Here is a 20,337-nt window from a genome sequence, read left to right on the forward strand (position 1 = left end):
GCATGATCCAGTACCTGCCCTTCGAAAAGCCGATCGAGGCGCTCGACAAGCATGTGGCGGAGCTTTCCGCCCTTGCCGAGGGCACCGAGGAAGCGCGGATGCTGCGCGAGCGGGCGGACAAGCTGCTCGCCGATACCTATGCGCGGCTTTCCCCGTGGGAGCGCACGCTTGTCGCACGGCACCCCCAGCGGCCCCGCTTCGAAAAGCTGGTGGCCGGGCTGTTCACCGACTTCCTCCCCATCGCGGGCGACCGGGTGTTTGGCGAGGATCAGGCGATCATCGGCGGCTTTGCGCGCTTCGAGGGCCGCAAGGTGATGGTTATCGGCCATGTGAAGGGCGAGGATACGCCGGGGCGCCTCCGCCACAATTTCGGCATGGCGCGGCCCGAGGGCTATCGCAAGGCGATCCGCCTGATGGAGCTGGCCGACCGTTTCGGCCTGCCGGTGGTGACCCTGGTCGACACCCCCGGCGCCTTCCCCGGCATCGATGCCGAGGCGCGCGGGCAGGCGGAAGCCATCGCCCGCTCGACAGAGGCGTGTCTGGGCATCGGCGTGCCGCTGATCGCGGTGATTATCGGCGAGGGCGGTTCGGGCGGGGCGGTGGCGCTCGCCGCGGCGAACCGCGTGCTGATGTTCGAACACGCGGTCTATTCCGTGATCTCGCCCGAAGGCTGCGCCTCGATCCTGTGGCGCAGCGCCGCGCAGGCCGCCACCGCTGCCGAGGCGATGAAAGTCACCGCGACCGATCTGCTCAAGCTCGGCGTGATCCACCGCATCGTTTACGAGCCCAAGGGCGGGGCGCACCGCGATCCGCAAGAGACGGTAAAGCGGCTGACGCTGGCATTGCGCGCCGAACTGGACGCGCTCGCCGGACTCACCCCCGCAGAACTGCGCCGCGAACGCGAAGAGTTCTTCCTGAGATTGGGATAGGGCGTTTTTGTGCCCTATCGCTTCGCTGCGTGAGGGCGCGGGCGGCGGTGCCGGCTACAAGATTCGAACTCGTGACCCCCTGATTACAAATCAGGTGCTCTACCAACTGAGCTAAGCCGGCGCTCCGTCAGGCAGCGCCCTAGACTCAAACGCTCGCGCTCTCAATAGTTCCATTGCGCCTGAATGCGCAGGATCTGCCCTTCGGCCTGCCCGGTGCGGCGCTCATCGGCTTCCTTGCGCGAGGCAAAGCCGTAAGTCGCGGTCAGCTCCAGTGCGGGATCGAGCTGGAATTCGAAGCCGAGCTCCAGCTCCTCGGTCTCCAGCCGCGGGGCGTTGATCGCCGCCTTGAAGCCGCCGCGGTAATATTGCCAGCGGGCGAAGGGATAGAACGGGCCGATCGGCGATTCGTCGATTTTGGCCATCAGCTGCACATAGCCGCCGTTGAGCGGGCGTTCCTCGATCCGGCCGAGCGAGGGTACGAATTCGGGGCCGGTGCCCCAGTTCCATTCCGCCTGCACGCCGAAAGGCTGCGGGTAGAGGATCGCGTGGATGCCGGCGCGGTTGTCCTTGAACCCGGCCGGGCTCAGTCCGCCGGTACGGATTTCCGGACGGATGGTGTTGCGCATCACCGCGCCGCCGATCTCCAGGACCTGTCCGTCGAGGCCGATCCCGTCGAGTTCGAACGGCCAGGTCGCAAGACCGACCAGCATCACGCCGTCATTGCCCTCGGTCCGGTTGAGGCCTTGCCCGTTGAACGCGCCGAAGCCGAAGGCGCCGTAATTGCCGAACAGCTTCTGCCCGTCAGCGGTCAGGCGGTCCCAGATCTTCTGCACCTTGGGCGGGGTGTAATAGGCGACGACGCCAAGGTCGCGCTCGCCCGCGGCAGCGGTGTTGATCGCATCGGTACGATCCAGCGCGAGACGGTTGGACGAAGACTGCATGTTCTCCCAGCCATAGGGCACCTTCGACTGGCCGAGGCGGATGCGGAAGGACTTGTCATCGAACGGGAAGACATCGGCATACATGTCGCGCAGGGAGACGCTGTTCTCACGCCGCTCGCCGGCCGACTGGTTCGAGACCGCAGCGGCGAAATCCGGCTGGAAATAGAGCGAGACGTGATCGTTGAGATCACCCTGCAGGATCAGGCGCATCCGGCGGAAGCTGAAATTGTTGTCGCCGCGCACGTCGCCATCGCCGATGGTGCGCAGGCGCGAGACGCCAGCGGGCGCATCGGCATCGCCCGAAACGATCTGGTTGAAGCGCATCTGGGTGTAGCCGCGCAGGCGCAGCTTTTCGTACCAGGCCTTCGACTTGGGCTTGGGCGGTTCGATGGCGGCGAGGCGCGGGTCGCTTGGCGGAGCGGCGGCGGGGAGCGGGCCGGCTTGCGCGATGGCTGGAGCGGATGAAGGGGCCGGAACGGCCGCCACCACCGCAGGGGCCGGGGCCGGCGCTGCCTGTGCGGACTGGAGCGCGGAGACAATCGCCTTCAACTCGTCAATCTGGCGCTGGAGATCGGCGATGGTGCGTGCTTCGCCGTTTTCGTCAGCAGCGGCAGCGGGGGCGGGTGCGGCTTGAGCCTGTGCCTGCGCTTCGGCCCCGAGGCTGGTCAGCAGGGCGAGAGCGATCGCGGCAGTGGAGCAGCGCCCCGAAATGAAGGACATGATGGTGCCTTTGCAAGTGGACGGCCCCCACGCGGCGGCCAGCGCCCACGCCCCTATGTCGGTTTAATGTCACTTGCGTGACAAATGTGACCGTAATTTATGCACAGGGTGACAAGTGGCTGACATGCGCTCTAAATCGCGCCGAAGGTCCAGCCTTCGGTACGGGCGACTGCGGCAGTCAGGCCGGGCGGGTGCCACAGATCGGCGCTGGTGTGGACGCGGCGCAGCCATGCGGCGGTCAGCAGCGCATCGGAAGAATGATCGTCGATCGCCCCCGTCCCCGCCACCGGCGGCGAGCCGAGCCGGTCGAGCGCGTCGTTGAGCGCCGCATAACTCCGGATCTTGGTCGCCGCGCCCGTCACGCCGCCCAGCCGCGCCGCCATCGAGGTATAGATCTCGGTCACGACCGAGCCTTCATCGGGCAGGGGATCGACGGGCCACACCGGCAGGCGCGGGCCGATCCGGTGAAGCATCCGCATCCCCGTCAGGCTCGACTTGCCGACCTGCGCCGCGCCGACGAGGTTGAAGTTGCTCACCGGCCGCACGCCCTGCTGGCGCTGCGCCGCTTCGGCCACGCGGAAGCGGCCTTCGCGGGTGGCAGCGCCGGGGAGCAGGAAGCGGTCGCCTTCCACCCCGGCACCGTGGCGGAAATAGCGGCTGGCCTCTGCATGGGTGACAAAGCCGCCCGCTTCGAGGTGGGGATCATCCGCGCAAAGGTGGTCGATCAGCGCCCACAGCCCGCGCGCGTCTGCGGGCGAGGCGTCCCATCCGGGAAAGAACGCATCTGCATCGGCGTGCGGCAGGCCGATGCCGAGATCGAGCCCGACCAGCGTTGCGCCGGGCAGATCGAGCAGCAGCGCGAGCACTTCGCTGCGTGCCCATCCCTTCGGATCGGGCGGGGCGACCAGCACCGGCGCACCGCCTTCTGCCAGCGCCACGGCAAGTGCGATGCCCTTCTGGCGCGGGCCCTTCGCCCCCGACCAGTCCACCGCGAGGAAATGGGTGAAGCGGGTCACCCGCGCTCCGACCGTAACTTGTCCCAATATTCGAGGCGCTTCCTGACCTCGCGTTCAAACCCGCGCTCCACCGGGGCGTAGAACCGCTCGGGCTCCATCCCTTCAGGCCAGTAATTGTCGCCCGAGAAGCCCTCGGGCGTGTCGTGGTCGTAGGTGTAGCCCTTGCCGTAGCCGAGGCTTTCCATCAGGCCGGTGGCCGGGTTGACGATGTTCATCGGCGGCATCAGGCTGCCGGTCTCCTTCGCCGATTTCCACGCTGCCTTTTGCGCCACATAGACCGCGTTCGATTTGGGCGCGGTGGCTAGGTAGAGGCAGGCCTGCGCCAGTGCCAGCTCGCCTTCGGGGCTGCCGAGGAAGCGGTAGGCCTCCATCGCCGCCATGCATTGCGGCAGGGCGTGGGGGTCGGCGAGGCCGATGTCCTCCACCGCCATGCGCACCAGCCGCCGCGCGAGGAACAGGGGTTCTTCTCCCGCCACCAGCATCCGCGCGAGGTAATACAGCGCCGCTTGCGGATCGGACCCGCGCACCGCTTTGTGCAGCGCCGATATCAGGTTGTAATGCCCGTCGCGGTCCTTGTCGTACACCGCCACGCGGCGTTGCAGGAAGTTGCCCAGCGCGGCCGGATCGAGCGGTTCTGCCAGACCCGCCGCGTAAAGCGTCTCTGCCTGTCCCAGCAGGAACCGCCCGTCGCCATCGGCCTGCGCGATCAACGCGGCGCGGGCATCGGGCGTGACGGGGAGGGGGCCTTCCAGCGCCTCGGCCTTTTCCAGCAGCAGTGCCAGCGCCGCCGCGTCCAGCCGGTTGAGCACCAGCACCTGCGCGCGGGAGAGGAGCGCGGCGTTCAAGGCAAAGCTCGGGTTCTCGGTGGTCGCGCCGACCAGAGTCACCACGCCGCGCTCGACAAAGGGCAGGAATCCGTCCTGCTGCGCGCGGTTGAAGCGGTGGATCTCGTCCACAAAGAGCAGCGTCTTGCGGCCCGCCCTGGCCATTTTCTCCGCCTCGGCAAAGGCCTGCTTGAGGTCGGCCACGCCCGAAAACACCGCACTGATCGCGGCGTAACGCATCCCTACGGCATCGGCGAGCAGGCGGGCGATGCTGGTCTTGCCGGTGCCGGGCGGCCCCCACAGGACCATGCTGGAAAGCCGCCCTGCCGCGACCATCCGGCCGATAGCGCCGTCCGCGCCGGTCAGATGCTCCTGCCCCACCACTTCACCCAGCGTCTGCGGGCGCAGACGGTCGGCCAGCGGCGCATCGGGCGCAGGTGCGCCATCGCCGCGCGGGCCCTCGGGGGCGTCTTGTCCGAACAGATCAGCCATTCGTCGGGCGTGATAGGACATCGGGCGGAAAAGAAAACCGTCGCAGGTGAGGCAGCTTGAAACGATAGGTCTAAGATATATCTTGGATGTATCGCAAGAAACGCGAGGAGATTGAAATGACCTGGAACAGATATGGCCGCGGCGGCGGCTGGGAAAAGTTCGCCGAAACGATGGCGATGATGGCGATGAACGGAAACATGAACTTCGGCGGCCCCGGCATGAAGGCGCGCTGGCGCTTTGACAGCGACGAGGCCGAAGGCGAGGGTGAAGGCGAGGAGCGTGGCCCCGGCCCCGGCAGGCGCGGTCGCCGCGGGCGGATGTTCGGCACCGGCGAACTGCGCCTCGCACTGCTGGCGCTGATCGCGGAAAACCCCTCGCACGGCTACGAGCTGATCAAGGGGATCGAGGAAATGACTGGCGGCGGCTATGCCCCGAGCCCCGGCGCGGTGTATCCCACGCTGCAACTGCTCGAGGATGAAGGCGCCATCACGGAGGCCCAGGCAGACGGCGCGAAGAAGCCCTTTGCTGTGACCGATCAGGGGCGCGCCGAGCTTGAAAAGCGCGCCGACGAAGTCGAGGCCCTGATGCGCCGTCTGGGCCGCCACGCGACCCGCGCCGAAACGGTGCGCTCACCCGATCTGTTTCGCGCGATGGGCAATCTGGGTTCCGTGCTCAAGAACCGCGCCCGTTCGGGCAAGCTCGACGAGCGGACCATCAACGAAATCGTCGACATGATCGACGAAATGGCCAAGCGCATCGAGCGCCTGTGACGCGGTGATTGCGATTTACGCAAGCCAGGCATAATCTCTCCCCCGTTCGGGTCGTAACGAACGGGGGAGGGGCACCCATGACGATAATCGGCAACAGCCGCACCAAGGCACCGTGGCACCTGTGGGTAGTGGGCCTGCTGACGCTGCTGTTCAACGCAATGGGCATCATCAGCTATTTGACGACGAAGCTCGGCATGCTGGCTGACATGGGCATGACGCCCGGCCAGATCGCTTTCATGGAAAGCTATCCCGCATGGGCCAACGCCTTCTGGGCCTTGGGCGTGTGGGGCGCATTTGCCGGATCAGTGCTGTTATTGCTCCGCTCGAAATGGGCGGTCGCCGCGATGGTGGTTGCGCTGCTGGGACTGATCGGGACGACGATCTATCACTACGCGCTTATCGAAGTGCCAGCCGACATGCAGGCCCCCGCGCTTGATGTGGCGATCTGGGCGGTGACGCTGTCGCTGCTGCTTTACGCCCGGCGGATGGCAGCGACAGGGGTGCTGCGGTAAGGGGCGTCAGGCTGCCTGTCGGGCCTTCGCTGCGCCCCGTTCGTCGACGAGCTTCACATAGGTGTCGGCAACGACCGCGTTGATGGCTTCCCAGCTATACTCGCAGGCGCGGGTCTCGCCCGCTGCGCCGTGGGCCGAGCGCAGGGCCGGATCGGTGCAATAGGGTGCGAGCGCAGCGGCGAAGGCGGCAGCGTCGGCCTTCATGCTGCCCGAAGGCGCAACCAGCCTGCCCGTCACGCCATCTGCCACTAGGCTGGCGCTGCCCGTCGCCCCGGCGGCGACCACCGGAAGGCCGCTGGCCATTGCTTCGAGCGTGACGTTGCCGAAGGTTTCGGTAACGCTGGGGTTGAAGAACACATCGCCGCTGGCGAGCGCCTGACCCAGCGCGTCGCCGGTCTTGAAGCCCGCAAAGATCGCACCGGGCAGGTTCGCTTCGAACCAGCCACGCGCTGGGCCGTCACCGATGACCAGCACCTTGTGCGCCACACCCTGTTCGCGCAGCCGGACGATCGCCTCGGCAAAGACGTCGAGTCCCTTTTCCATCACCAGCCGACCGAGGAAGACGATCCCGACATCATCATCGGCAAGGCCAAGGCTGCGCCGCCATTCCGGATCGCGCCGCGCGGAGGAGAAGATCGTGCGGTCCACCCCCCGGCTCCACAGCCCGATGCGGGTGTGCATGTCCATCGCCAGAAGCTCGTCGATCATCGACTGCGAAGGCGCGACCAGCGCGTCGCAGCGGTTGTAGAACCGCCGCAGGCCCTTGACGATCAGGGGCTCGAGGAACGCCATGTTGTAATAGCGCGGATAGGTCTCGAACCGGGTGTGGACGCTGGCCAGCACCGGAACGCCCTGCGCGCGCGCCCAGCGCAGCGCGGCATGGGCGGAGGGATCGGGTGAGGACAGGTGGACGATATTGGGCGCAAACGCCGCCAGATCGCGCTTCACCGCCGCGCCCAGATGGGTCGGCATGCGGTATTCCCCGCGCCCTTTCACAGGCATCGGCACATTGGGCAGGCCGACCAGATCGCCGGTCGGCGGAAAATCGGGATTGGCGACCTTGGGCGAATAGACGCGCACTTTCGCGCCCCGGGCGAGCAGCGAGCCGACGAGCCGGTTCAGGGCCTGATTGGCCCCGTCGCGGGTATAGTTGTAGTTGCCGCTGAACAGGGCAATGCGCAGGTCTGAAACGTCCATGGAGCGCTGCGTTTAGGCGAGCCGCACAAATATTGCGAGACCCTATCCTCCCCGCACCGGAGCGGATCAAAGTCATTGACTCCACGCCCCCCGCCTCTAAAGCCGCCCACGGGCCACGCGGTCCCAACGCCGCGCGAGCTCTCTGCAAGGAGAGAATACATGACTGAGTATGCACGCGGGCTCGCACACGAGCCGACGCTTAAGCCTGAACGCCCCTTCTTTTCCTCGGGCCCCACGGCGAAATTCCCCGGCTGGTCGCTGGACAAGCTCAAAACCGAATCGCTCGGCCGTTCGCACCGTTCGGCGCTGGGCAAGGCGCGTCTGAAGTACGCGATTGATCTGAGCCGCGAACTGCTCGGCATCCCCGATGATTACCTGATCGGCATCATGCCCGCGTCGGACACCGGCGCGATCGAAGCCGCCATGTGGGCGATGCTCGATCCGGCGCGCCCGGTCACGGTCGCCGCGTGGGAGAGCTTCGGCAATATCTGGATCCAGGACGCGGTGAAGCAGCTCAAGCTGCCCAACCTGCAAGTCCTCACCGCCGATTACGGCGACATTCCCGATCTCACCACCATCCCGCAGCGCAATGACGTGGTGTTCACCTGGAACGGCACGACCAGCGGCGCGATGATCCCCAACACCGACTGGCTGGAGCCGGGCCGCGAGGGGATCACCATCAACGACGCCACCAGCGCGATCTTCGCGCAGGAAATGGACTGGTCGAAGCTCGATGCCACGACCTATTCGTGGCAGAAGGTGATGGGCAGCGAAGCGCAGCACGGGATGCTGATCCTCAGCCCCAAGGCTGTTGCGCGGATCGAAAGCTATGATCCGCCGTGGCCGATGCCCAAGCTGTTCCGCATGAAGAAGGGCGACAAGATCAACCTCGGCATTTTCGCCGGGGAAACGATCAACACGCCTTCGATGCTGGCGACCGAAGATTATATCGCAGCGCTGGAATGGGCCAAGTCGATCGGCGGGCGCAAGGCGCTGGTCGAGCGGGCCAATGCCAATGCGGCTATCGTCAAGGACTGGATCGAAGCCACCCCGTGGTTGCGCAACATGGCGTCCGATCCGGCGCAGCAGACCAACACCGGCGTCTGCATGATGTTCCAGGGCGAATGGTATGATGCCCTGTCGGCTGACGACCAGGCCGCCGTGCCCAAGAAGATCGTCAAGCTGCTCGAAGAGCGCAATGTCGGCTTCGACTTCAACGGTTACCGCGATGCGCCGCCGAGCTTGCGCATCTGGTGCGGTTCGACCGTCGAGCAGGAGGACATCAAGCGCCTGCTGCCGTGGATCGAATGGGCCTATGACAAGGTCAAGAACGGCTGATTTGCGCCGTTAGTGTTTGCGTCGCCCCGGCCTCCGAGCCGGGGCCGCTTTCCCCTATTCCCTAGCGCGTGTCGCGCACGATCCCGGATCAAGTCCGGGATGACGACTGGAAGGAATTTCCCATGACCCGTCCCAAAGTTCTCATTTCCGACAAGATGGACCCCAACGCCGCGCGCATTTTCGAAGAGCGCGGCTGTGATGTCGATGTGATCACCGGCGAAACGCCCGAACAGCTGATCGCCCGCATCGGCGAGTATGATGGCCTCGCCATCCGCTCCTCGACCAAGGTGACCAAGGCGATCCTTGATGCCGCCACCAACCTCAAGGTCATCGGCCGCGCCGGCATCGGCGTCGACAATGTCGATATCCCCTATGCCTCGTCCAAGGGCGTGGTGGTGATGAACACCCCGTTCGGCAACTCGATCACCACCGCCGAACACGCCATCGCGCTGATGTTCGCGTTGGCCCGCCAGATCCCCGAAGCCAACGCGCAGACGCAGGCGGGCCAATGGCCCAAGAGCGGGTTCATGGGCGTCGAACTGACCGCCAAGACGCTCGGCCTGGTCGGCGCGGGCAATATCGGTTCGATCGTCGCCAGCCGCGCGCTCGGCCTCAAGATGAAGGTGATCGCCTATGATCCCTTCCTGACCGAGGAACGCGCAGTCGAAATGGGCGTCGAGAAGGTCGATCTCGATACGCTTCTCAGCCGCGCCGATTTCGTCACGCTGCACACGCCGCTGACCGACGAGACCCGCAACATCCTCAGCCGCGAACGGCTGGAGAATGCCAAGAAGGGCATCCGCATCATCAACTGCGCGCGGGGCGGTTTGATCGACGAAGCGGCGCTGAAGGACTGCCTTGAAAGCGGTCAGGTGGCCGGTGCGGCATTGGACGTGTTCGAGACCGAACCGCCCGCTGCCGATCACCCGCTGTTCGGTGCGCCCAACTTCATCTGCACCCCGCACCTCGGCGCAAGCACCACCGAAGCGCAGGTCAATGTCGCATTGCAGGTGGCCGAGCAGCTCGCCGATTACCTCGTCAACGGCGGCGTGACCAATGCGCTCAACGTGCCGAGCCTCTCGGCCGAGGAAGCCCCGAAGCTGCGCCCCTACATGGCGCTCGCCGAAAAGCTGGGCAGCCTTGTTGGCCAGCTGGCGCATGGCAACCTGACCCGCATCAGCATCGAACGCGAAGGCGCAGCCGCAGACCTCAACGGCAAGCCGATCACCGCCGCCGTGCTGTCGGGCTTCATGCGCCGCTATTCGGACACGGTGAACATGGTCAATGCCCCGTTCCTCGCCAAGGAGCGCGGTCTGGATGTGAGCGAAATCCGCCACGAGCGTGACGGCGCCTTCAACACGCTGGTGCGCGTGACGGTGGAAACCGCGCAAGGGCCGCGTTCTGTCGCGGGCACGCTGTTCGGGACGGAATCGCCGCGTCTCGTGGAGATTTTCGGCATCGGGATCGAAGCCGAATTGTCCGGCCACATGCTCTACATCGTCAACGACGATAAGCCCGGCTTCATCGGCCGCATCGGGACGCTGTTGGGCAGCCACGGCATCAATATCGGCACCTTCAACCTCGGCCGCCGCGAAGCGGGCGGGGAAGCGGTGCTGCTGCTGAGCCTGGACGAAGCGCTGACGCCGGAAGTGATCGCCGAGGCCGAGAAGGTCGAAGGCGTGAAGCTTGTGAAGGCGCTCTCGTTCTAAAAGAAGAAGCCCACCCCTAACCCCTCCCGCAGGCGGGAGGGGGACCGGGCCGCGCTGATACTCCCCTCCCGCTTGCGGGAGGGGCCGGGGGTGGGCCTGCGCAGTGCTTGCCCCCTTCACCCCGCGCCCATCACCCGCTAAGCGCGAGGGCATATGACCCAACCCAACGACCTCCTCCCCGAAGGCCTCGAAGACCGCCTCCCGCTCGAAGCGGCGCGGATCACGGCGATGATGCGCGCGTGTCTCGATGTGCTGGACGCGCATGGATATGACCGTGTCCGCCCGCCGCTGCTCGAATTCGAGGCTTCGCTGGCGGGTCGCATGGCGGGCGTTGCCAAGGGCGAGGGGCGGGCAATGTTCCGCTTCGTCGATCCCGCATCGCTGCGCACGCTTGCGCTGCGTTCCGACATGACCCCGCAGGTCGGGCGCATTGCCGCAACCAGCCTCGCGAGCGCGCCGCGTCCGCTGCGGCTCGCCTATTGCGGCGATACGGTCGTCATCAAGGCCAGCCAGCTTGATCCCGCGCGTGAACGGCTGCAACTGGGCGCGGAGCTGATCGGGTCGGACAGCGTCGCTGCGGCGAGCGAGGCGGTAATGCTCGCGGTCGAGGCGCTCACTGCGGCCGGGCTGACCGGCATCTCGGTCGATTTCACGCTACCCGATCTGGTCGATACGCTGGCAGCGAAAGCCTTCCCGCTGGCGCCCGAGCAGATCGAGGCGGTGCGGCGCGAACTCGACACCAAGGATGCAGGCGGGCTGAAGGCGGCGGGGGGCGCGGCCTATCTGCCGCTGCTCTACGCCACCGGCCCGTTCGATCAGGCGCTGGCCGCGCTGCGCGATGTCGATGCGGGCGGGGCACTGAAGTCCCGGCTCGATGGGCTCGCGCAGATCGCCGCCCATGTCGGCAATGCGGCGCGGATCACCCTCGACCCGACCGAGCGGCACGGGTTCGAATACCAGTCGTGGTTCGGCTTCACGCTCTACGCCGATGGCCTGCGCCGCGCGGCGGGACGGGGCGGGACGTACCGGATCGCGGGCAGCGACGAGGCGGCGACCGGCTTCACGCTCTATCTTGATCGCTTGGCCGACGCTGCGCCCCAGCCGGAAGCCAAGCCGCTGATCTGGCTGCCCTTCGGCCACGACGTGGCGGCTGCGACATCCCTGCGTGCCGGCGGGGCGCGCACCCTCGCACAACTGGCCGAGGGCGAAGACCCGCGCGCATTGGGCTGCACCCACATCCTTGAAGCGGGCGGGCCTGCCCTGCTGGAGCCGCAAGCATGACGCCGATCACCCTGCCGAACGACCCGCTCGCCCCCTATTGCATCGCGCCCGGCTGGCAGGTGGGGAACCTGCTCTTCCTCTCCGGCCAGGCGAGCATCGGCGCGGATGGCAGCATCGTGGGCGAGGGCGATTTCGACGCGCAGCTGGCGCAGACCTTCGCCAATATCGAAAACGTGCTGGCGGCGGGCGGAAGTGACCTGTCCAAGGTGATCAAGGTGACGATCTACCTCACCGATATGGGCAACTTTCCCAAGATCGTCGAGGCACGGCGGCGCTGGTTCACGCCGCCGTACCCGGCCGATACGACGCTGGAAGTGCGCAGCCTCGCGCTGCCCGAATTGATGGTCGAGATTGACGTGATCGCGAGCGTGTGAGGGCTCAGCCCAACACCTTCTTGAGCCACGCATCCATCACTGGGGTCGCCGGATAATCGGGCTCGCCCAGCTTGCGGTTGATCTCCATGTGGCCGCGCAGGCCTTCGCCCGGGAAGCTGCCGATTTCGGCCTGCGATCCGCCGCGCTGCAAGGCCTCGGCCAGCGCCTTGGTCTGGGCCACCGCATCGGGGCGCTGGACGTGGAGCAGCAGGAAGGCGGGCGCGTTGGGCGCGGCGGCCTGCAAGGTCGGCGAGAGCGCCTTCTGCCGCGCCGGATCGGTGCCGAAGGCCTGCACATAGGTCTCCGCCATCATCTTCGGCCCCGCGCTCATCTGCCCGGCCACATCATAGGCCGCGCCATCATTGGGCATCACCCCGTCGATATCGGCGAAGGACAGGCCGACCTTCTTCAGATAGCGCTCGTCCGTCCCCACCAGCGCGACCAGATGCGCGCCTGCCGAGTGTCCGGTCAGCACCACCCGGCTGCGGTCAATCCCCAGCGAGTCGGCACGCTTCAGCACATGGGCGAGCGCCGCGGCGACATCGCTCGCCTGCTCTTCGACCGTGTTGCGCGGGACGAGCCGGTAATCGATCGAGGCGAAGGCATAGCCCTGCGCCAGCATATGCGCGGGCATCGATCCGCCTGTCGCGCTGTTCTTCGATCCGCGCTTCCATCCGCCGCCATGGACATACAGCACCAACGGCGCGGACTTGGCACCCTGCGGCACCCACAGGTCGAGCGCTTGCAGGGAATCGCTGCCGTAGGCGAGCGTCTGCGGGGCAGGGGCCTTCGCTCCGGCCCGCGCACCCCCGCGCCGCCCTTCCATGCGCGAGCGCAGTTCGGTGCGGCATCCTTCGGACAGCTCGCTCACCTTTTCGGGCAGGCATGAGCGCAGCTGCGAACGGTCGCTGCCGCACAGCTTGACGATCTCCGCGCGGCAGGATTGCGGCAGGCGATCACCCCCGCGGCGCTGCTGGGCAAGGATCGGGCTGGCCAGCACGGCAAGCGCTCCGGCGGCGATCAGGGCTTTGGCGGTCGTGTTCATGGGCAATATCCTTGTGAACTTTCTTGCCCTCAACGCCGCCGCCCGGAAAACCCTTCGCGGCTTGCCTCTCCGGCGCTGAACGCCTAGGCCCCGCGCGGCTTTTCCCGCCACCAGCACACAAGGATTGAAATGGCCAACGTCACCGTGATCGGCGCCCAGTGGGGCGATGAGGGCAAGGGCAAGATTGTCGACTGGCTCGCCAGCCGCGCGGACGTGGTGGTGCGTTTCCAGGGCGGTCATAACGCCGGTCACACGCTGGTGATCGACGGCAAGACCTACAAGCTTTCGCTGCTCCCGTCGGGCATCGTGTCGGGCACGCTGTCGGTGATCGGCAATGGCGTGGTTCTGGATCCCTGGGCCTTGCGTGACGAGGTCGCCAAGGTCGAAGCGCAGGGCGTTTCCATCACCGACGAGAACCTTGCCGTTGCCGACAATTGCCCGCTGATTCTGCCGCTCCACCGCGACCTTGATGGCCTGCGCGAAACGGCTGCGGGCAAGGGCAAGATCGGCACCACCGGACGCGGCATCGGCCCGGCTTACGAAGACAAGGTCGGCCGCCGCGCGATTCGCGTCTGCGATCTGGCGCATCTCGATACGCTGGAGCCCCAGCTTGACCGCCTCTGCGCGCACCACGATGCGCTGCGCGCCGGTTTCGGTCAGCCGCCGGTCGACCGCGCCGCGCTGCTCGAAGAACTGCGCGAAATCGCGCCCTTCGTGCTGAAATTCGCCCAGCCGGTGTGGAAGCGCCTCAAGAAGGTCCGCCGCGCGGGCGCCAAGATCCTGTTCGAAGGCGCGCAGGGCGTGCTGCTCGATGTCGATCACGGCACCTATCCTTTCGTCACCTCGTCGAACACCGTCAGCGGCACGGCGGCCAGCGGCTCCGGCCTCGGCCCCAATTCGACCGGCTATGTGCTCGGGATTGTGAAGGCCTACACCACCCGCGTCGGCTCCGGCCCGTTCCCGACCGAACTGGAAGACGACATCGGCCAGCGTCTGGGCGAGCGGGGCCATGAATTCGGCACCGTCACCGGCCGCAAGCGCCGCGTCGGCTGGTTCGATGCTGTACTGGTGCGCCAGTCCTGCGCGATCAGCGGCGTGACCGGCATCGCGCTGACCAAGATCGACGTGCTCGACGGGCTGGAGAAGGTCGCGATCTGCACCGGCTATCGCCTGCACGGGAAGGTTTACGACTACCTCCCCAGCCACGCCGCCGATCAGGCCGCGTGCGAGCCGATCTACGAGGAAATGCCCGGCTGGACCGAGAGCACCGCAGGCGCGCGCTCCTATGCCGATCTTCCTGCCAATGCGATCAAGTATATCCAGCGCATTCAGGAGGTGATCGAATGCCCCGTGGCGCTGGTTTCGACCTCGCCCGAGCGGGACGATACGATCCTGATGCGCGATCCCTTTGTGGATTGAGCAAGAGGGTTTCACGTAGAGAACGCGGAGGAGCGTCCTGCTGCGCAGCGGCCGAGCTGTATTTCACGCGAAGACGCGAAGACGCGAAGATGGAGCGCGCTTCCGCGTTTTTGCACGACATCTTTGCGTCTTCGCGTGAATCGATCCGCGTCAACGCCGCGTAACCTTCTCTGCGGTCTTTGCGTGAAATCTCCTTGGCGCAACAATCGTTGATCCCGACCGCAGGCAGGGTTTAGAATGCCTGACATGCACCGCTTCGCCCTCCTGCCGCTGCTAGCTTTGGCCGCCTGCGCCAACCCGCCGCCCAAGCAGGCGGATGCGCCGTCATCGCAGCCACCGCTGGCGCGCGAGGCTGCGCGGATCGTGCCGGATCAGCGCTTCACCAGTGTCGATTACCTGATCGTCGACAAGTCGGAGCGGTTGATGGTCGCCTATGCGGGCGGCCAGCCGGTCAAGGCTTGGCGGGGCCTGCAACTGGGTGACGCGCCCGAGGGGCACAAGCAGTTCGAAGGCGACGAGCGCACGCCCGAAGGCCGCTACGTGATCGAGGGGCGCAATCCCGGCAGCGCCTATCATCTCAGCCTCAAGGTATCCTACCCCAATGCCGAGGACCGCGCCTTCGCCCGGCAATATGGCCGGTCGCCGGGGGGCGATATCTTCCTCCACGGCCAGCCCAACGCCCTGCCGATGGGGCGGGTGCCCGGCGACTGGACCGATGGCTGCATTGCCTTTTCCAACGCGGAAATCGCCGAATTGTGGCGCATCGTGCCGGATGGCACGGTGATCGAGATTAGGCCCTAGGCGACGCTAAGCCACCGTCACTACGCACTTATACTTGACCTGATCCGTTTTTGTTCCATAAGTGTTCCAACATTGTTGGAGTCGCACCCATGTTGAACGATGCTTCCCCGTTTCCCGATTTTGCTTACGACACCGCGCAGGACGGGGCGGGGCTGCCCGCGCGCGTCGCGATCTTTGGCGAGGATGAGGGCCTGCGCCGCCAGATCGGTGCGGACCTTGGCGGGGCGGGGTTCCGCAGCATTGACGGCGGGGGCCTGCGCGCCCTGCTTGAAGGGCCGATTGCTCTGCTGGGCGATGTGGTGGTGGTCGATTGCGCGGTCACCGGATCGCGCGGGATTGACGGCATGATGCTGGCGGGGCTGGCGCGGCTCGATATGCGGGTGTCGCGATCGGGGGCGAAGCTGATCGTGGCGACCAATCTGGCGGGATTGGATGATGTCTTTGCGGTGCTCGACCAATCGAACCCGCAGATCCTTGTCTCGCCCAGCCGGGCAGAACGCGTGATCGCGGTTGGCCGGGTGATGGGTGAGGCGGGGGCGGCACGCCTGCGCGAAATGGGCGAGGAAGACCGCGTGGCCTTGCTGCGCCTGTCCCAGCAGGTCGAGGCTATTGCCCATTCGCTTGATCGCCTGTCCAAGCCGGAGGCAGGGCGCGGAACGGTTCTGGGTGAATTCAAGCGGGATTTCCGCAGCTATCGCCCGGACACAAGCGGCCCGGAACTGCCGGAATTTGGCGGCGGCGCAGCGGCAAAGCAGTCAGATTGCCGGGCGGCGCTTCCCGATCCGCAGATGGTGCGCCAGATCATCGCCAACCGGCAGGCGCGCGCGCGGTTCTTCGACCCGGCGCTGTTCGGCGATCCGGCGTGGGACATGCTGCTCGATCTCACGGCCGCTCATGGTGAAGGCGCGCAGGTCTCGGTCACCTCGCTGTGCATTGCTGCCGGGGTGCCTGCCACCACCGCGCTGCGCTGGCTGACACAGATGGTGGAAACCGGCATCTTCATACGCGTGCCCGATCCGGCGGACCGCCGCCGCGCCTTCATCGCGCTCAGCGAAAAGGCGATTGCGGCAATGTCGGGCTATTTCGCGAGCCTGCGCACTCCGGTGCTGCAAGCCGCCTGAGGGTCAGGCTCTGGGGCAAGCTCCGGGCCGCCAATGCAGGATCAGGGTGAGGCCGGGAGCATCCTCGTCGGATTGCGGGGTCGCACGTTCAGACCCCGTCCCGCCCGGTCCAAAGGCCTCGCTGCGCGGGTTAGACCCCCCTTTGACCCCCTCCAGACCCCCCTTAGACCCCGTTTCGACGCCCTGTTTCACGTGAAACAGGCGCCTTTGCGCATCGGCACGGGCTCTGGCGAGGATCGCTGCCGGTACGTCGCCATCCAGCAGCAGGACATCCGCCTCGCCTAGCAGACGTGCTTGGCGAAGGGTCAGCTCTTCGGGGTCAGGGCTGGTGAGGGTGATCGCGAATGTGGTTCCCGAAACGGGCGCTAGCGTGCCCTCGGCCCAATCGGCAACACGCTGAAAAGACTGCGTATCAAGCGGATCTAGCGGCCCGCCCTCGCGCAAAGCCGCATCGACCACGCGCCGCCGGTCGGCCCCGTCCGGAAAGCGCCGCCGCAGCACCGGCCGCACTGTCTCCAGCGCCTTGGCGAGAAGGCCGAGCGTGTCCGGCAACATCCGCTCCAACCGCAAACGCACATGCTTTGCCAGCCCGGCAGACGCGCCGCCGGTGCCGATGGCGATCAGCAGCGGGTCACGATCAAGGATGGAAGGCGTTGTAAAGTCGCACAAGTCTGGCCGGTCGACAACATTGACCAGCATCCCCGCACAGCGCGCATTGATCGCCGCCACCTCGCAGGCCCTTGCATCATCATAGGCAATGAAGGCGAGCCGCACCCCCTCGTCCACCGCGCGGGCGAGGTCGTCGACGATCACGCCCCCGGCACGCTCGACCAACCGCCGCTTGGGCTCCGCTGCCGGGCCATCGCCGAGCACAAGTACCTGTTTTCCCGAAACTTGGTGGAACAGTGGCAGGCTGGCGATTCGGCTCATCGCGCCCTCAGGCGAGCCATTCGGGCACGCGCTCGGCATCCATGATCGCGCCTGCCTCGATCCGGTCGGCGACCACGGCGAACTTGTCGCCGTCGACCAGAACTTCGGCGACGAACCCGCGCGAATTGTAGGACGAGGCCATCGTCGCGCCGTAAGCGCCCGCGGTGCGGAACACGGCGAGATCGCCTGCTTCCAACGCGTCGCATTCGCGGCCCATGGCAAAGGTATCGCCGGTTTCGCAGATCGGGCCGACGATATTGGCCGTCATCTGCGCGCCGGTCGGCTCGACCGCTTCGAAGTGGTGATACGCGCCGTAGAGGGCAGGCCGCGCCAGATCGTTCATCGCCGCATCGACGATCACAAAGGGATCCTTGATCCCGCGCTTCACCCGCACCACGCGGGTCAGCAGCACGCCCGCATTGCCGGCAATCACGCGCCCGGGTTCGAAGATCAGCTTTACGCCCCAGTCCTTGGTCACCCGCGCGACCATCGCGCCATATTCCGCAGGCGCAGGCAGCACTTCGCCCACCCGGTAAGGCACGCCTAGCCCGCCGCCGAGGTCCACGTGCGTAACCTCATGCCCCGCACCGCGCAGCGCCGTCACCAGCGCGCCAAGCTTTGCGAACGCCGCCTCCAGAGGGGCCAAGTCGGCGAGCTGGCTGCCGATATGCACCGCCACGCCGCGCAGGTTCACCCCCGGCAGTCCCGCCAGCTTGCCGAAAATCTGCCCGGCCTCGCTGATCGGTACGCCGAACTTGTTGTCGGCCTTGCCGGTCGAGATCTTGTCGTGAGTGCCGGCGTCGACATCGGGATTGATCCGCAGCGTGCACTGCGCGGTCATGCCCTTGGCGGCGGCGATCTCCGCGAGTTCGACGCCCTCTTCCTCGCTCTCGATATTGAACTGGCCGATCCCGGCATCCAGCGCGGCGACCATCTCCGCCGCCGTCTTGCCCACGCCCGAGAAGACGATCATCTCCGGCGCGATCCCGGCGGCCAGAGCGCGGCGCATCTCGCCGACCGAGACCACATCGGCGCCCATGCCCTGCCGGCCCAGCACCTTGAGCACGGCGAGGTTGGGGTTCGATTTCACCGCAAAGGCGATCAGCTTGTCCGGCACTGCGTCCAGCGCCTCGCGGAACACGCGGGCATGACGTTCCAGCGTGGCGCGGGAATAGACATAGACGGGGGTGCCGACCGCATCGGCAATCAGCGGCAGCGGAACGTCCTCGGCGTGCATCACGCCGCCGCGATAGGAGAAATGGTCCATTGGTATCGTTTCTATTCGGGCGGGAGATCGAAGGGATCGTCCTGGCGTTCTTCAGAGCGGCGGCGAAGTTCCACGCTGCGTTCGGGTGCAGCCAGGGCATCGCGGCGCAGCAGTTCTTCCGCCGAAGGTTTCGTGGCGGTGCCATAAGGCGCAGCGGGAAGGGCCGCGCCGTCGGGCGGGGTGAGCGGCGCTCTGGTTCCGCAGGCGCAGAGCAGGGCGGCAAGGCCCATAGCAGCGATGGTGCGCATCATTCCTCCATACCCAGCGCCTTGCGCGCTGCCGCGACCTGCCAACGGACCTGATCGGGCGCGGTTCCGCCATAGGACGCACGCGCCGCGACAGAGGCATCGACCGACAGCGCAGCATAGACGCTTTCGTCGATCCGCGCATCGATCACCTTGAGGTCTTCGATCGACAGCTGATCGAGGGCGATTCCGCGCGATTCCGCCAGCTTGACCGCAGCGCCGGTGATATGGTGCGCCTCGCGGAACGGGATGCCCGCCTGCCTCACCAGCCAGTCGGCAAGGTCGGTCGCGGTGGCATAGCCGAGTTCGGCGGCGGCGCGCATCCGGGCGGTGTTGAAGGTGGCCCCCGCGATCATGCCCGTCATCGCCGCGACTGAAAGCGCCATGAGGCTGGCCGCTTCGAACACCGGCGGCTTGTCGTCCTGCATGTCCTTGGAATAGGCGAGCGGCAGGCCCTTCATGGTAATCATCAAACTGGTCAGCGCCCCGATCACGCGCCCGGAATGGCCGCGCACCAGCTCGGCCGCATCGGGGTTCTTCTTCTGCGGCATGATCGACGAGCCGGTCGAGAGGCTGTCGGGCAGGCGGATGAAGCCGAAGGGCTGGCTGGCCCACAGGATCAGTTCCTCCGCCAGACGCGAGAGATGCAGTGCGGTGGCCGAACAGCTCCACAGGAAGTCTAGCGCAAAGTCGCGGTCGGACACGGCGTCCAGTGAATTGGCGGTGGGCCGGTCAAAGCCGAGCGCCGCCGCCGTCGCCTCGCGGTCGATCGGGAAGCCGGTTCCTGCCAGCGCCGCAGAGCCGAGCGGGCATTCGTTCATCCGCGCCTTCGCGTCGGCAATCCGTGCGCGATCCCGGCGGAACATCTCGTAATAGGCCATCAGGTGGTGGCCGAGGGTTACCGGCTGCGCGGTCTGCAAGTGGGTGAAGCCGGGCATGATGCTGTCTGCATGTTCGCCCGCGCGGGTCACCAGAGCGTGCTGGAGCGCGACCAGCCCTTCGTCCATCTGGGCAAAGGCATCGCGCACCCACAGGCGGAAATCGGTTGCGACCTGATCGTTGCGGCTGCGTGCGGTGTGGAGCCTTCCGGCGACCGGCCCGATCAGTTCGGCGAGCCGCGCCTCGGTGGTCATGTGGATGTCTTCGCGGTCCCAATCCTCGGGTACGCCATTTGCTTCGTATTCGGCGGCCACGGCATCGAGGCCAGCGCTGATCGCGGCGGTATCCTCGGGCGCGACAATGCCCGCTGCGCCCAGCATCGCCACATGCGCCTTGCTGGCGGCGATGTCCTGCCGCCACAGGGCCTTGTCGAAGGGGATCGAGGCGTTGATTTCGCGCATGATGGCGCTAGGGCCGTCAGCGAAGCGCCCGCCCCACATCGCGTTGGTCGCAGCCCCTGCATCGGA

At 66.5% G+C, this 20,337-nt stretch carries 19 protein-coding genes and 1 tRNA gene; 10 read left to right on the forward strand and 10 right to left on the reverse strand.

The features are described 5' to 3' along the window. Nucleotides 1-2 precede the first annotated feature (2 nt). Nucleotides 3-929 (forward strand): acetyl-CoA carboxylase carboxyltransferase subunit alpha, encoded by a 927-nt coding sequence (locus tag KVF90_RS08325; protein WP_264394380.1) that lies wholly within the window; start codon nt 3-5, stop codon nt 927-929. 48 nt (nt 930-977) lie between these two features. Here KVF90_RS08325 and KVF90_RS08330 read toward each other — a convergent pair. The 4 genes from KVF90_RS08330 to KVF90_RS08345 all read right to left on the reverse strand — a co-directional run bounded on the left by KVF90_RS08330 (nt 978) and on the right by KVF90_RS08345 (nt 4,922). Next, nucleotides 978-1,050 (reverse strand) — tRNA-Thr (locus tag KVF90_RS08330). 40 nt (nt 1,051-1,090) lie between these two features. Further along, entirely contained in the window at nt 1,091-2,590 is a 1,500-nt protein-coding gene (locus KVF90_RS08335; protein ID WP_264394381.1) for an OprO/OprP family phosphate-selective porin, read from the reverse strand. A gap of 131 nt (nt 2,591-2,721) precedes the next feature. Next, nucleotides 2,722-3,606, reverse strand: a complete 885-nt coding sequence (locus KVF90_RS08340) for a hypothetical protein (RefSeq protein ID WP_264394382.1) — start codon at nt 3,604-3,606, stop codon at nt 2,722-2,724. After that, nucleotides 3,603-4,922, reverse strand: coding sequence for a replication-associated recombination protein A (locus tag KVF90_RS08345; RefSeq protein WP_264394383.1), 1,320 nt, complete (start codon nt 4,920-4,922; stop codon nt 3,603-3,605). The genes KVF90_RS08340 and KVF90_RS08345 overlap by 4 nt, the downstream gene beginning before the upstream one ends. Before the next feature lie 86 nt (nt 4,923-5,008). Here KVF90_RS08345 and KVF90_RS08350 point away from each other — a divergent pair, with 86 nt between their 5' ends. Together KVF90_RS08350 and KVF90_RS08355 are read left to right on the forward strand one after the other, a co-directional pair. Next, entirely contained in the window at nt 5,009-5,692 is a 684-nt protein-coding gene (locus tag KVF90_RS08350; RefSeq protein WP_264394384.1) for a PadR family transcriptional regulator, read from the forward strand. 77 nt (nt 5,693-5,769) lie between these two features. Further along, nucleotides 5,770-6,204 carry a hypothetical protein gene (locus KVF90_RS08355; RefSeq protein WP_264394385.1) on the forward strand — a complete coding sequence of 145 codons (435 nt, stop codon included), beginning with the start codon at nt 5,770-5,772 and terminating at the stop codon, nt 6,202-6,204. A gap of 6 nt (nt 6,205-6,210) precedes the next feature. Here the strand turns inward: KVF90_RS08355 and KVF90_RS08360 are convergent, their stop codons facing one another. Continuing rightward, on the reverse strand, nt 6,211-7,401 hold the full coding sequence (locus tag KVF90_RS08360; RefSeq protein ID WP_264394386.1) for a glycosyltransferase family 4 protein: 1,191 nt from the start codon (nt 7,399-7,401) through the stop codon (nt 6,211-6,213). A 159-nt stretch (nt 7,402-7,560) separates the two neighbouring features. On the opposite strand from KVF90_RS08360, the gene KVF90_RS08365 reads away from it, so the two are divergent. From KVF90_RS08365 to KVF90_RS08380, 4 genes are all read left to right on the forward strand, one after another. Beyond that, nucleotides 7,561-8,739, forward strand: a complete 1,179-nt coding sequence (locus KVF90_RS08365; protein WP_264394387.1) for a phosphoserine transaminase — start codon at nt 7,561-7,563, stop codon at nt 8,737-8,739. A 122-nt stretch (nt 8,740-8,861) separates the two neighbouring features. Continuing rightward, nucleotides 8,862-10,448 (forward strand): phosphoglycerate dehydrogenase, encoded by a 1,587-nt coding sequence (gene serA / locus KVF90_RS08370; RefSeq protein ID WP_264394388.1) that lies wholly within the window; start codon nt 8,862-8,864, stop codon nt 10,446-10,448. Nucleotides 10,449-10,601: 153 nt separating this feature from the next. After that, on the forward strand, nt 10,602-11,729 hold the full coding sequence (locus KVF90_RS08375) for an ATP phosphoribosyltransferase regulatory subunit (protein ID WP_264394389.1): 1,128 nt from the start codon (nt 10,602-10,604) through the stop codon (nt 11,727-11,729). After that, on the forward strand, nt 11,726-12,103 hold the full coding sequence (locus tag KVF90_RS08380) for a RidA family protein (RefSeq protein WP_264394390.1): 378 nt from the start codon (nt 11,726-11,728) through the stop codon (nt 12,101-12,103). The genes KVF90_RS08375 and KVF90_RS08380 overlap by 4 nt, the downstream gene beginning before the upstream one ends. A 4-nt stretch (nt 12,104-12,107) precedes the next feature. Here the strand turns inward: KVF90_RS08380 and KVF90_RS08385 are convergent, their stop codons facing one another. Next, complete coding sequence (locus tag KVF90_RS08385) at nt 12,108-13,148, reverse strand: alpha/beta hydrolase (RefSeq protein WP_413677023.1); 1,041 nt, start codon at nt 13,146-13,148, stop codon at nt 12,108-12,110. A gap of 129 nt (nt 13,149-13,277) precedes the next feature. Here KVF90_RS08385 and KVF90_RS08390 point away from each other — a divergent pair, with 129 nt between their 5' ends. From KVF90_RS08390 to KVF90_RS08400, 3 genes are all read left to right on the forward strand, one after another. After that, a complete protein-coding gene (locus tag KVF90_RS08390) occupies nt 13,278-14,567 on the forward strand; it encodes an adenylosuccinate synthase (protein ID WP_264394391.1) in 1,290 nt (429 codons plus the stop codon). A 246-nt stretch (nt 14,568-14,813) separates the two neighbouring features. Continuing rightward, nucleotides 14,814-15,368: a L,D-transpeptidase family protein gene (locus tag KVF90_RS08395; RefSeq protein WP_264394392.1), complete on the forward strand. Its 555-nt coding sequence runs from the start codon at nt 14,814-14,816 to the stop codon at nt 15,366-15,368. A gap of 89 nt (nt 15,369-15,457) precedes the next feature. Next, the gene (locus KVF90_RS08400; RefSeq protein ID WP_264394393.1) at nt 15,458-16,489 is read left to right on the forward strand and encodes a MarR family transcriptional regulator; all 1,032 of its coding nucleotides are present in this window, start codon (nt 15,458-15,460) and stop codon (nt 16,487-16,489) included. Between the two features lie 3 nt (nt 16,490-16,492). Here the strand turns inward: KVF90_RS08400 and KVF90_RS08405 are convergent, their stop codons facing one another. From KVF90_RS08405 to argH, 4 genes are read right to left on the reverse strand one after another with little or no spacing between them, the layout of a single operon-like run. Beyond that, nucleotides 16,493-17,419: a bifunctional precorrin-2 dehydrogenase/sirohydrochlorin ferrochelatase gene (locus KVF90_RS08405; RefSeq protein ID WP_264394394.1), complete on the reverse strand. Its 927-nt coding sequence runs from the start codon at nt 17,417-17,419 to the stop codon at nt 16,493-16,495. A gap of 7 nt (nt 17,420-17,426) precedes the next feature. Continuing rightward, a complete protein-coding gene (gene lysA / locus KVF90_RS08410; protein ID WP_264394395.1) occupies nt 17,427-18,686 on the reverse strand; it encodes a diaminopimelate decarboxylase in 1,260 nt (419 codons plus the stop codon). An 11-nt stretch (nt 18,687-18,697) separates the two neighbouring features. Next, nucleotides 18,698-18,937: a hypothetical protein gene (locus KVF90_RS08415; protein WP_264394396.1), complete on the reverse strand. Its 240-nt coding sequence runs from the start codon at nt 18,935-18,937 to the stop codon at nt 18,698-18,700. Next, nucleotides 18,934-20,310 carry an argininosuccinate lyase gene (gene argH, locus KVF90_RS08420; RefSeq protein WP_413677025.1) on the reverse strand — a complete coding sequence of 459 codons (1,377 nt, stop codon included), beginning with the start codon at nt 20,308-20,310 and terminating at the stop codon, nt 18,934-18,936. The genes KVF90_RS08415 and argH overlap by 4 nt, the downstream gene beginning before the upstream one ends. Between the last annotated feature and the right edge of the window lie 27 nt (nt 20,311-20,337).

This window comes from Porphyrobacter sp. ULC335 (assembly GCF_025917005.1).
Lineage (GTDB): Bacteria > Pseudomonadota > Alphaproteobacteria > Sphingomonadales > Sphingomonadaceae > Erythrobacter.